Annotated in this window: 9 protein-coding genes and 1 other RNA gene; 9 read left to right on the top strand and 1 reads right to left on the bottom strand. The window is 39.9% G+C overall.

The features are described 5' to 3' along the window. Nucleotides 1-34 precede the first annotated feature (34 nt). The 7 genes from purF to gdhA all read left to right on the top strand — a co-directional run bounded on the left by purF (nt 35) and on the right by gdhA (nt 8,708). Entirely contained in the window at nt 35-1,480 is a 1,446-nt protein-coding gene (purF, locus tag IJ535_RS11665) for an amidophosphoribosyltransferase (protein WP_294303014.1), read from the top strand. Nucleotides 1,481-1,760: 280 nt separating this feature from the next. Further along, on the top strand, nt 1,761-3,212 hold the full coding sequence (purB, locus tag IJ535_RS11660) for an adenylosuccinate lyase (RefSeq protein ID WP_294303011.1): 1,452 nt from the start codon (nt 1,761-1,763) through the stop codon (nt 3,210-3,212). A 167-nt stretch (nt 3,213-3,379) separates the two neighbouring features. Beyond that, on the top strand, nt 3,380-5,143 hold the full coding sequence (locus IJ535_RS11655; RefSeq protein ID WP_294303009.1) for a methyl-accepting chemotaxis protein: 1,764 nt from the start codon (nt 3,380-3,382) through the stop codon (nt 5,141-5,143). A gap of 110 nt (nt 5,144-5,253) precedes the next feature. Continuing rightward, on the top strand, nt 5,254-6,342 hold the full coding sequence (locus tag IJ535_RS11650; protein ID WP_294303006.1) for an FAD:protein FMN transferase: 1,089 nt from the start codon (nt 5,254-5,256) through the stop codon (nt 6,340-6,342). Nucleotides 6,343-6,346: 4 nt separating this feature from the next. Next, on the top strand, nt 6,347-6,724 hold the full coding sequence (locus IJ535_RS11645) for a NusG domain II-containing protein (protein ID WP_294303002.1): 378 nt from the start codon (nt 6,347-6,349) through the stop codon (nt 6,722-6,724). A 15-nt stretch (nt 6,725-6,739) separates the two neighbouring features. Beyond that, nucleotides 6,740-7,240 (top strand): Gx transporter family protein, encoded by a 501-nt coding sequence (locus tag IJ535_RS11640; RefSeq protein ID WP_294302999.1) that lies wholly within the window; start codon nt 6,740-6,742, stop codon nt 7,238-7,240. Nucleotides 7,241-7,346: 106 nt separating this feature from the next. Further along, complete coding sequence (gdhA, locus tag IJ535_RS11635; RefSeq protein WP_294302996.1) at nt 7,347-8,708, top strand: NADP-specific glutamate dehydrogenase; 1,362 nt, start codon at nt 7,347-7,349, stop codon at nt 8,706-8,708. 145 nt (nt 8,709-8,853) lie between these two features. Here gdhA and IJ535_RS11630 read toward each other — a convergent pair whose 3' ends face one another. Further along, entirely contained in the window at nt 8,854-10,227 is a 1,374-nt protein-coding gene (locus tag IJ535_RS11630; protein ID WP_294302994.1) for a citrate/2-methylcitrate synthase, read from the bottom strand. Nucleotides 10,228-10,463: 236 nt separating this feature from the next. Here IJ535_RS11630 and pckA point away from each other — a divergent pair, with 236 nt between their 5' ends. Continuing rightward, entirely contained in the window at nt 10,464-12,077 is a 1,614-nt protein-coding gene (pckA, locus tag IJ535_RS11625) for a phosphoenolpyruvate carboxykinase (ATP) (RefSeq protein ID WP_294302991.1), read from the top strand. A 226-nt stretch (nt 12,078-12,303) separates the two neighbouring features. Then, nucleotides 12,304-12,486: non-coding RNA, 6S RNA (gene ssrS / locus IJ535_RS11620), on the top strand. Nucleotides 12,487-12,488: the final 2 nt, after the last annotated feature.

Raw genomic sequence — 12,488 nt, 5'->3', positions numbered from 1 at the left:
CACATGTTCTTAGACTAGTGTATTAGGAGATTTTATGACAGATTTAAGACACAAGGACATGCCATGGGACGATTTGCATGAGGAGTGCGGCGTCTTTGCCATGTATGATTTTGACGGTGGAGATGTTGCCTCCTCTATTTATTATGGCCTTTTTGCTCTCCAGCATAGAGGTCAGGAGAGCTGCGGTATTGCAGTATCTGACACAAACGGCCCAAAAAGAAATTATGCCTTAAATAAGGGAATGGGTCTTGTAAACGAAGTATTCGATGAAGAAATTCTTGAGGGAATGCATGGAGATATCGGTGTAGGTCACACCAGATATTCTACAGCCGGTTCATCCTGCAGAGAAAATGCTCAGCCTCTTGTTATATCTTATTTAAAAGGAATCCTTGGAATGGCTCACAACGGTAATCTTATCAATGCTGAGGAGCTTAGGGATGAACTTTCCAGAACAGGAGCTATTTTCCAAACAACTATAGATTCTGAGACTATAGCATATCTTATTGCAAGAGAACGCTTAAACAGTGCTACTGTGGAGGAAGCTGTTGTTAGAGCCTGCGATAAGATAAAGGGCGCTTATTCTCTTGTAGTAATGAGTCCAAGAAAGCTTATTGCAGTTCGAGACCCTCAGGGCTTCAGACCACTTTGCATTGGCAAACGTGACAATGCTTATGTGGTTGCATCTGAAACCTGTGCTCTTGATACTGTTGGTGCAACATACATCAGAGATGTTGAGCCAGGGGAGATGATTACAATATCTCCTGAGTTTGGTATTAAATCCGACAAGAGCAGATGTATAGATAAGAGCCAGCATGGTCGCTGTATCTTTGAGTACATATATTTTGCCAGACCAGACAGTATCATAGATGGTCAATCAGTATATGAGTCCCGCATTAGAGCAGGTCGCTTCTTAGCTCAGGATTCCCCTGTAGATGCTGATTTAGTAGTTGGCGTACCAGAATCAGGAAATGCTGCTGCCCAGGGATATTCCTTAGAATCAGGCATTCCTTATGGAACAGCATTCGTTAAAAATAGCTATGTAGGTCGTACCTTCATTAAGCCAAAGCAGGCCAGCCGCCAATCATCGGTGCAGGTAAAGCTTAACGCATTACGTGAGGTCGTTAAGGGCAAGCGAATTATTATGATTGATGATTCCATCGTTCGTGGCACCACATCTGATCGTATCGTAAAGATGCTACGTGACGCAGGTGCCACCGAGGTACACGTGCGTATATCATCGCCACCATTTTTATGGCCATGCTATTTCGGTACAGATGTACCTTGCCGTGAACAGCTTATTGCCTACAATCATTCCGTAGATGAAATTCGTGACATCATCGGAGCTGATTCGCTGGCTTATCTAGATTTAAATCGTCTACCACAAATGGTTGACGACCTTGAAATCTGCCACGGCTGCTTCGACGGCGCCTATCCAATGGACCCACCCGAAGGTGACATCCGAGGCGAATACGAGAAGTAGTACGCTAATTTGTTACGCTTACAAGCCTGAAAATACTCCGCTCGACAACACGTCTCGCTTGAGTACTTTTCAGAGCTTGATTGCTACAAATTAGCTCACATAAACGCCAACATACACTTGGCAAGCGCGAGTAGGGAGGCACCATGCCGAGTCTGGGAGGGACCCACGCCGGCGGGCGGGTGCCCAGACGAAGGTATGGCGGGTGCCCTACGGGAGCATGAAAACCTACGGTGGCGTGCTTGTAAGCGTAACGGATGGCGAGTAATAAAAAGGAGACAATATGAGTACAGATAGATACACAAGCCCACTTTCAGAGAGATATGCAAGCAAGGAGATGCAGTACATCTTCTCCCAGGATAAGAAGTTTTCTACATGGCGTAGACTTTGGATTGCCCTTGCAGAAACAGAGATGGAGTTAGGTCTTTCACAGGATGGAAAGCCTGTCATCACTCAGGATATGATTGATGAGATGAAGGAGCATATTGAGGACATTAATTATGATGTTGCTGTAGCTCGCGAGAAGGAAGTAAGACATGATGTAATGAGCCATGTGTATGCGTATGGTAAGCAGTGTCCTAAGGCTGCTGGTATTATTCACCTTGGTGCCACTAGCTGCTATGTTGGTGATAACACAGATATTATTATCATGCGTGATGCACTTCTTCTTATCAGAAAGAAGCTTGTAAATGTTATTGCAGAGCTTGCAGGCTTTGCAGATAAGTATAAGAATCAGCCAACACTTGCATTTACACATTTTCAGCCAGCACAGCCTACTACAGTGGGTAAGCGTGCTACACTTTGGCTTAATGAGTTTGTAATGGACCTTGAGGACCTTGATTATGTACTTTCTACACTTAAGCTTCTTGGTTCTAAGGGTACAACAGGTACTCAGGCTAGCTTCCTAGAGCTTTTCAATGGGGACAACGACACAATCGACAAGATTGACCCAATGATAGCTGAAAAGATGGGATTTAAGGCTTGCTATCCAGTTAGTGGACAGACATATTCTAGAAAGGTTGATACTAGAGTTTGCAACATCCTTGCAGGTATTGCAGCATCTGCTCACAAGATGTCAAACGATATCAGATTACTTCAGCACCTTAAGGAAGTTGAGGAGCCATTTGAGAAGAGCCAGATTGGCTCATCAGCTATGGCTTATAAGCGCAACCCTATGAGATCAGAGCGAATCGCGTCATTATCAAGATACGTAATGATTGATGCACTTAACCCAGCTATCACATCAGCTACTCAGTGGTTCGAGCGTACTCTTGACGATTCTGCTAACAAGCGCCTTTCTATTGCAGAGGGCTTCCTTGCTACAGATGGCGTCCTTGATCTTTGCTTAAATGTAGTAGATGGTCTTGTTGTTTACGATAAGGTTATTACAAAGCGTCTTATGTCAGAACTTCCATTCATGGCTACAGAAAACATCATGATGGATGCTGTTAAGCTTGGTGGCAACAGACAGGAGCTTCATGAAAAGATTAGAACACTTTCTATGGAGGCAGGTAAGAATGTTAAGGTAGAAGGTAAGGAAAATAATCTTTTAGAGCTTATCGCAGCTGATGATGAGTTCCCTATGGGTCTTGAGGAGCTTGAAGCTACAATGGAGCCAGCCAGATATGTAGGACGCAGTCCTCGTCAGGTAGAAGTTTATCTTCGCGATGTAATTAACCCTATTCTTGAGGCTAATAAAGATATACTTGGAGTTAAGGCAGAAATTAATGTGTAAAAATACATATTTTTAACACAGAATATTCAAAATTACTACACGCCACGGCATTGCTGTGGCGTTTTTTTGATGTTAAAATTTAATTGATTGTAATATTTGGACTTTTCGCCGATAGAACAGGGAATTGTCAGATTGTTACTGTGAATGGGTTTTAAGGAGTAATTATTATGATGAAGAGTTTAAAAACAAAAATTTTGGCATGTATCGTGATTTTAGATTTGGTAATGATAATAGGTGTATCTATTATTGGATTCAATTTTAGAACTGCGGTAGATGCGGCGAATACCATGTCTGAAACTTATCTACAAATCGAAAGAGATTTTGGAAATGCAAATACTAATCTTCAAAACCTTGTCAAAAGATTTTTCCTGGTTTGTACCATGGATAACATGGGCGCTATGGCAGACCCTGATACAGCAGCAACCATGATTGACCCAGGTAAAGCTGAGTATGAAGCTATGGTCGAAGCAATTAATGACTTAGGCGAACAGGTAAAAAAGGTGGATGATAAAGAGTTTTCTGAGGAATATGCTATATTAAGCTCTTCAGGACTAGGATTTGCTGATTTATATAAGCAGATGGAAGAATTGTTTTATGCAGGTAAAATTGCAGACGCCTCTGGATTATATTTTGCATCAGCCCATGAGCTTATATTAGGCTATGAAGATAATGTTAAGCTAATGTCAGAAAAGCTTGAAAAGCTAGTTGAAGCAAATGATGTAAGGCTATATAAAGCTGAAAGAGAAGTACAAAAGGCTATATTAATAGGTCTTATATTACTGATTATATCTTCAGTTGGAGCAATTATTATGGTTATCAAATCAGTAGCTCCACTTATGAGTGCAGCAAAAGAGTTAGACGATATACTTGAAGATATGAATGCAGGAAATGCCGATTTATCCAAAAGAATTCTTAATAAATCAAATGATGAGGTTGGAGTATTAGTAAAAGGAATTAATAATTTCCTTGAAACCCTTGAAAATATAATTATTACTATCAAAGATGAGTCTGGAAATATTTACACATCAGTAGAAAATACAGTTGGAATAGTAAATGCATCAAAGGATGACGTAAGTAATGTATCAGCTGTTATGCAAGAGCTTACAGCTAGTATGGAAACAGCAAACAATACATTGATTTCATTAAACGATGAAGCAACAAATGTAAACAATGCTGTTGGCCAGGTTTCAACTCAGGTTAGTGAGGGTACAAAGCATGTTGGAACAATAAAAGATCATGCAACTGTTATTCGTGAAAAGACTGAAAAGAAAAAGGAATCTACAAATGAAATGGTTTCTTCAATTAGAGATACATTAGAGAACTCTATTGAAGAAAGCAAGAATGTTGAACAGATTCAAACACTTACAGAGGATATTCTTTCTATTGCAGCACAAACTAATCTGCTTGCATTAAATGCATCTATTGAAGCTGCAAGAGCCGGGGAGGCAGGTAAGGGATTTGCCGTAGTAGCTGATGAAATAAGACAGCTTGCAGAACATAGTAAGGACACTGCCAATTCTATTCAGGAAATCAGTAATCAGGTTATATCAGCTGTTGAAGCATTGGCAGATAATTCTAATGAAATGTTATCTTACGTTAGCGAGACGGTGCTTCAGGATTATGATGATTTCGAAAATGTTGCAAAGCAGTACTATCAAGATGCGGAGGATATTAATAAAGTTCTTGATAATGTAAATGATAATACTATCCTTCTCAATACTACTATTAATGAAATGACTTCTGAAATCAACCATATTTCCAGTGTTATTAATGATTGTACACAAGGTGTTTCAGATGCAACTGAATCTACCACAGGAATTCTTGAATCTATTACAGTTATTCATGATGATTCAGAAAGTAATAGGGAAATTTCGGAAAGACTTCAGGAAGAAGTTAGTAGATTTGAGGTCGGAAATAATACAGAAGACTGACGTAACTAATTTATAAAAACTGTTGCCTGTTAGACGAAACTAATTTAAAATGGATAAGGCAGTGGGGAGTGTACATTGTACACTCCCTAATATTTTGAGCAGGTAGGAAAATGAAACATTTTAAATTAATCTCAGTAATTATTATTTTAGCATTAATAGCCATTATCATAGGTGTACAGTATGGCGGTAGAAGCAAGGCTGGCATAAAGGATGATAGCGATGCAGTCCTTAACAAATACACAGTCAACTTCTTGGATGTATTTGATACCAGCACTGATATTACAGGCTTTACCACATCACAAGAGGAATTTGATAAGGAAGCATCAGTGATTAAAGAACAGCTTACCTATTACAATAATCTTTATGATATATATAATGATTATGATGGAATCGATAATATCAAAACTATTAATGACAATGCAGGCAATGAGCCTGTTAAGGTTAATTCTGATATTATAGATATGCTACAGTTTGGTAAGGAAATGTATACGCTTACTGATGGCAAGGTTAATATTGCAATGGGCTCTGTTCTAAAGATATGGCACGAATATCGGGAGGAAGGCCTTAATAATCCAGAAGCTGCCAGTGTGCCACCGCTTTCAGATTTGCAGGAGGCAGCTAAGCATTGTGATATTAATAAGCTTATAATCGATAAAGAAAATGGCACAGTTTATTTAGACGATGCAGATATGTCTCTTGATGTGGGAAGTATTGCAAAGGGGTATGCAGTGCAAAGGGTGCTAGAATACTGCAAGACAAAAGGAATGGATAATATTCTATTTAGTGTTGGTGGTAATATAGCAGGGCTTGGTACTAGGGCAGATGGAGAGAATTTTAAAATAGCAATCCAAAATCCTGACCTTGAGAGTGCAAATCCATACATAGAAAAGGTTGAAATTGCAGATGGTCAGTGTGTGGTTTCATCTGGTGATTATCAGCGTTTTTATGAGGTAGATGGCAAGAGGTATTGCCATATCATCAATCCTGACACTCTGTTTCCTGCAGAAAGCTTTGCAGGAGTTTCTGTCATTACCGACGATTCTGCAAAGGCGGATGCCTTATCCACAGCACTTTTTAACATGACAATAGAAGAGGGGCAGGCATTTGTTGAAAAGCTTGATAATGTTGAGGCTATGTGGGTATACCATGATGGAACAAAGGAATATTCTAAGAATTTTAAGGATAGCATTATAGAATAATATTATGAAGAAAAATGATTATTATTTGATTATAGGTATTTTATTATTAACAGGAATTGTAGTGCTTGCCTCAAATTTAATCCTCCGTAATAATTCAGGTAGTGCAGCAGTTGCTGTGGTAACAATAGATGGCAAGGAATACGGAAGATTCCCATTAGATAAAGATGTAACTGAACGAATTGAATTATCAGATGGTGTCTACAATGTAATATCAATCCATGATGGCATTTGCGAGATTAAAGAGGCAAGCTGTAGGGATCAAATCTGTGTGCATCATATGAATGTTCAGTATGATGGTCAGACCATTGTATGCCTTCCCAACAAGCTGGTTGTTACAATAGTAAACAGTGATGAAGATGATATAGATGGGGCAACTCATTAGCATATTGGAGAATATATGAAAACAAAAAGAATTGCGTGCTTAGGCCTGTTTATAGCCTTGGCATTTGTATTATCCTATGTGGAATATTTACTTCCACTTAATATTGGAATCCCTGGAGCTAAGGTAGGTCTTGCCAATTTAGTTGTAATGGTAGCCCTTTATACCTTAGGAAAAAAGGATGCAGCTTTACTTTCTGTTGTAAGGGTTGTGCTGGTTGGATTTACCTTTGGTAATCTTGCTATGATGCTATACTCTATGGCAGGTGCTTTGCTATCATTTGTTGTTATGTTAATCGCCAAAAGAACAAAGCTCTTTTCAATTACAGGAGTCAGTGTGCTAGGTGGCGTTTTTCATAATGTGGGTCAGATAATAGTGGCAATGTTTGTTCTTGAAACAGCAAGTCTTTTATATTATCTGCCATTTCTTATTGTAATTGGTACAATTTCAGGTATAGTTATTGGCGTTATATCAGGCTTGATAACCGTAAGGGTTGACAGACTTTTTGATATAAAATAATGTGATAATATTTTTAGAAAAACTTTATTGCATTAAAGTGGTGAATGATGTAAAATTTGTTCTAGATTTTATCTGAACTACACAATCTGAAAGGAGATATATTGTAATGAAATTTAAAAGTAGTTATTTACAGCGCGTTTATGACGGACTTGAGTCAAGAAACGCAGAACAGAAGGAGTTCCTTCAGGCAGTTAGCGAGGTTTTAGAGTCATTAGAGCCAGTTGTTGCTGCTAATCCAAAGCTTGAGGAACTTGGCGTTATCGAGCGTATCGTTGAGCCAGAACGTATTATCCAGTTCAGAGTATCATGGGTAGATGACCAGGGCAAGGTTCAGGTCAACCGTGGATACAGAGTTCAGTTTAATTCAGCCATCGGACCATACAAGGGAGGTCTTAGACTTCATCCTTCAGTAAATTTATCAGTTATTAAGTTCTTAGGCTTCGAGCAGATTTTCAAGAACTCACTTACAACACTTCCTATCGGTGGTGGTAAGGGTGGTTCTGATTTCGATCCTAAGGGCAAATCAGATATGGAAATCATGCGTTTCTGCCAGTCATTCATGACAGAGCTTGCTAAGCACATTGGTGCTGATACTGACGTACCTGCTGGTGATATCGGTGTTGGTGCACGTGAGATTGGTTTCATGTACGGACAGTACAAGAGACTTCGCAACGAGTTCACAGGTGTTCTTACAGGTAAGGGATTATCTTACGGTGGTTCACTTGCTCGTACACAGGCTACAGGTTATGGTGTATGCTATTTCACACAGGAAATGCTTAAGTCTGCTAAGAATGATTCATTCTCAGGCAAGACAGTAGCAGTTTCAGGTGCTGGTAACGTTGCTATTTACGCTATCGAGAAGGCTTATCAGCTTGGCGCTAAGCCAGTTACATGTTCAGATTCTACAGGTTGGATTTATGATCCAGAGGGAATCGACCTTGAGCTTCTTAAGGAGGTTAAGGAAGTTAAGAGAGCTCGTCTTTCTGAGTACGCTGCAGCTCGTCCATCAGCTGAGTACCATGAGAAGAAGAACGGTGAGCACGGTGTATGGCAGTACAAGGTAGACATCGCTCTTCCATGTGCTACACAGAACGAGCTTAACGAAGAAGATGCTAAGATGCTTATCGCTAACGGCGTAACAGCAGTAGCAGAGGGTGCTAACATGCCTTCTACTCCAGAAGCTGTTGCAGCATTCCAGGCAGCTGGCGTTTTATTTGGACCAGCTAAGGCTGCTAACGCAGGTGGTGTTGCTACATCTGCACTTGAGATGTCACAGAACTCTGAGAGACTTCACTGGACATTTGAGGAAGTTGATTCTAAGCTTAAGGGACTCATGGAAGGAATCTTCCACGCTTGCGATGATGCTTCTAAGAAGTACGGTATGGAAGGCAACTATGTTGCAGGCGCTAACATTGCAGGCTTCGAGAAGGTTGCTGACGCTATGATGGCACAGGGTATTGCATACTAAATTATAACTGAAATCAAAACTTGATTTTGATTTCAGTTATACTGGAGCAGCTTTTGCCGAAGGCAAATTTCCAATAGCTGCGACTGTCCTTGTTTATTAAAAGAGCTAGCTATGAAAAATCATAGCTAGCTCTTTGCTTTACGGTTTAATCTACAATTCTATCTTCGATTGGTACATATTTCTTATGAGGACATACAGTCATATAGGCTGGTCTCATAATCTTGCCCTTGTGGCAAACTTCTTCCATTCTATGAGCACTCCATCCCGCAATACGAGCAATGGCAAATATTGGAGTAAATAGCTCTCCTGGAATGCCAAGCATCTGATAAACAAATCCTGAATAGAAATCCACGTTAGGTGAAACACCCTTATAAATCTTGCGTTCCTCAGCGATAATCTTTGGAGCAAGCTTTGCTACCAATTCATAAAGGTTGTATTCCTTTTCCATACCCTTTTCAACCGCAAGCTTTTCTACAAAAGAGTGGAAGGTAATGGCACGAGGATCTGATACAGAATAAACAGCGTGTCCCATACCATAAATAAGTCCTGCATTATCAAATGCTTCACCGTGTAGCAAGGCTCTAAGATAATTACCTACCTCTTCTTCATCATCCCAGTTCTTAAGATGGGCTTTCATATCCTCAAACATCTTTACGACCTTGATGTTGGCACCACCGTGCTTAGGTCCCTTCAGAGAACCAAGAGCAGCAGCAATAGCAGAATATGTATCTGTTCCAGAAGAAGATACCAAGTGAGTGGTGAAGGTAGAGTTGTTACCACCACCGTGCTCCATGTGGAGAATAAGGGCTACATCAAGAAGCTTAGCCTCAAGTGGAGTGAACTTGCTATCTGGTCTTAGACAGTGAAGAATGTTTTCTGCTGTAGAATAATCAGGCCTTGGCTGATGTATGATAAATGATGCATCATTATAATAGTAATCATAAGCTGCATATCCATAAACAGAAAGCAAAGGAAAGTTAGCTATAAGCTGTAAACACTGACGAAGAACATTAGGCTCAGATGTATCATCGGCACATTCATCGTATGAATACATTGAAAGTACTGAACGAGCCAGGGAATTCATCATATCCTTTGAAGGCTTCTTCATAATAATATCTCTTACGAAATTCTGTGGAAGAGAGCGGTAGTCAGACAGAAGCTTCTTAAAATCTTCAAGTTGTTCTACAGTAGGAAGAGAACCGAAAAGTAGCAAATATGTGCATTCCTCAAAGCCAAAATGCTGTTCCTGAGGAAGTGTTTTTACTATTTCCTGTACATTATAGCCTCTATAGAATAACTGACCATCACAAGGAACTTCTTTTCCGTCTACAAACTTTTTGGAATTTACTTCTGATATTTCTGTAATACCAACAAGAACACCTCTACCATTTAAGTCACGCAAGCCACGTTTTACATCGTAGGTTGTATATAATTCCGGGTCTATATATGAGGACTTCTTAGAAAGCTCAGCCAGCTGTTCTAGCTCAGGAGTAATCTCACTGAAGTTTTCGATTGCCATTATCATTATTCCTCCTTTAACGTGCTAAAGTGATTTAAGCTATGTTACCATAAACGGTGTAATTGCACAAGTTTTATTACTGAAAATTGTACAAATCTGAAAACAATTTTTTATAGAAAACATTGACTTTAATTTAACGAAAAATTAAAATGGTAACTAGCGAAAATTAGTTTTTGCTCCCAGATTATTTCTGGGGTGAACTAATAAATAAAAATAGAAAAGTGAGGTAAGACAAGATGGCTAATGTTGATTTAACTAAGTATGGCATCACAGGAACAACTAGTATTGTACATAATCCTTCTTACGAGGATCTCTACAAGGCAGAGGTAGATCCTTCTTTAGAGGGTTATGAGAAAGGTAAAGAGACAGAGCTTGGTGCTGTTAATGTTATGACAGGTATCTATACAGGTCGTTCACCTAAGGATAAGTTTATCGTTGTGGATAAGAACTCTGAGAACACTGTATGGTGGACATCTGAAGAGTATCCAAACGATAACCACAGAATGAGCGAAGAGACATGGGCAGTAGTTAAGGAAATCGCTAAGAAAGAGCTTTCAAACAAAGGCCTTTATGTAGTAGATGCTTTCTGTGGCGCTAACAAGGACAGCCGTATGGCAGTTCGTTTCATCGTTGAGGTTGCTTGGCAGGCTCACTTTGTATCAAATATGTTTATTAAGCCTACAGCAGAAGAGCTTGCAAACTTCGAGCCAGATTTCGTTGTTTACAATGCATCTAAGGCAAAGGTTGAAAACTACAAGGAGCTCGGTCTTAACTCTGAGACATGTGTAGCTTTCAATATCACATCTCGCGAGCAGGTTATCATTAACACATGGTACGGCGGAGAGATGAAGAAGGGTATGTTCTCAATGATGAACTACTTCCTTCCACTTAAGGGTATGGCTTCAATGCACTGCTCAGCTAACTGCGATATGGATGGAAAGCACACAGCAATCTTCTTTGGTCTTTCTGGAACAGGTAAGACTACACTTTCTACAGATCCAAAGCGTCGTCTTATCGGTGATGATGAGCACGGCTGGGATGATAACGGCGTATTCAACTTCGAAGGTGGTTGCTATGCAAAGGTTATCGGTCTTGATAAGGAATCTGAGCCAGATATCTACAACGCAATCAAGAGAGATGCTCTTCTTGAGAACGTAACAGTAGCTGATGATGGAAAGATTGATTTTGATGATAAGAGCGTTACAGAGAACACTCGTGTATCTTACCCAATCGAACACATCAACAATATTGCAGCTGAGGTAAATAAGGTTTCTGCTGGTCCTGACGCTGAAAACGTAATCTTCCTTTCAGCTGATGCATTTGGAGTACTTCCTCCAGTATCAATCCTTACACCAGAGCAGACAAAGTACTACTTCCTTTCTGGTTTCACAGCTAAGCTTGCTGGTACAGAAAGAGGTATCACAGAGCCTACACCTACATTCTCTGCTTGCTTCGGTCAGGCATTCCTTGAGCTTCATCCTACAAAGTACGCTGAGGAGCTTGTTAAGAAGATGGAGAAGTCTGGAGCAAAGGCTTACCTTGTAAATACAGGTTGGAACGGAACAGGCAAGCGTATCACAATTAAGGATACAAGAGGAATCATTGATGCAATCCTTTCAGGTGACATCAAGAAGGCTCCTACAAAGACAATCCCAATGTTCAACTTCGAAGTTCCTACAGAGCTTCCAGGTGTTGATCCTAAGATTCTTGATCCTAGAGATACATACGCTAACGCTTCTGAGTGGGAAGAGAAGGCTAAGGATCTTGCTGCTAGATTCAACAAGAACTTTGTTAAGTACACTACAAACGATGCTGGTAAGGCACTTGTTTCAGCAGGTCCACAGTTATAAAAATATTCACCTATTAGGCTTCCCCTTGAGGGGAAGCTGTCACCGAAGGTGACTGATGAGGTGGAAAATTAAAAAGGATATAAAGTTTGGCTTGTTATAAAAGAGAATAACAAGCCAGGCTTTTATTTGTTTATAACACAAATGAGGACATTCTGTGAAAAATTCGTTCTTTATTTTGTCACAATTATGTAGTACTATAATTGCAGGTAGTAAATACCGAAGTCATTCTAACCTGGGATGTACGATTTAACTTATCCTTTTTGAACCTACATTTACTTTAAATGGAATGCTTATATTTCTAGTTGGCTGTCAGGCCTCCATCACGCAGGGGAAGGCAAAAGATTAGTTGCGGCGATCCACCTAGCTGGAGCTAGGAGTCAATTGATAGGCCCGGCATTTTGGGTTAGATAT

Source organism: Pseudobutyrivibrio sp. (genome assembly GCF_017471675.1).
In the GTDB taxonomy this organism is placed as follows: Bacteria; Bacillota; Clostridia; order Lachnospirales; family Lachnospiraceae; genus Pseudobutyrivibrio.
Note: the sequence above shows the minus strand (reverse complement) of the source record. Positions and strands in the feature narration are given on the sequence as shown.

Coding starts and splice junctions, on each gene's coding strand:
- IJ535_RS11630 (WP_294302994.1), bottom strand. CDS start 10,227: ATGGCAATCGAAAACTTCAGTGAGATTACTCCTGAGCTAGAACAGCTG.
- IJ535_RS11645 (WP_294303002.1), top strand. CDS start 6,347: ATGAAGAAAAATGATTATTATTTGATTATAGGTATTTTATTATTAACA.
- pckA (WP_294302991.1), top strand. CDS start 10,464: ATGGCTAATGTTGATTTAACTAAGTATGGCATCACAGGAACAACTAGT.
- purF (WP_294303014.1), top strand. CDS start 35: ATGACAGATTTAAGACACAAGGACATGCCATGGGACGATTTGCATGAG.
- IJ535_RS11640 (WP_294302999.1), top strand. CDS start 6,740: ATGAAAACAAAAAGAATTGCGTGCTTAGGCCTGTTTATAGCCTTGGCA.
- IJ535_RS11655 (WP_294303009.1), top strand. CDS start 3,380: ATGATGAAGAGTTTAAAAACAAAAATTTTGGCATGTATCGTGATTTTA.
- gdhA (WP_294302996.1), top strand. CDS start 7,347: ATGAAATTTAAAAGTAGTTATTTACAGCGCGTTTATGACGGACTTGAG.
- IJ535_RS11650 (WP_294303006.1), top strand. CDS start 5,254: ATGAAACATTTTAAATTAATCTCAGTAATTATTATTTTAGCATTAATA.
- purB (WP_294303011.1), top strand. CDS start 1,761: ATGAGTACAGATAGATACACAAGCCCACTTTCAGAGAGATATGCAAGC.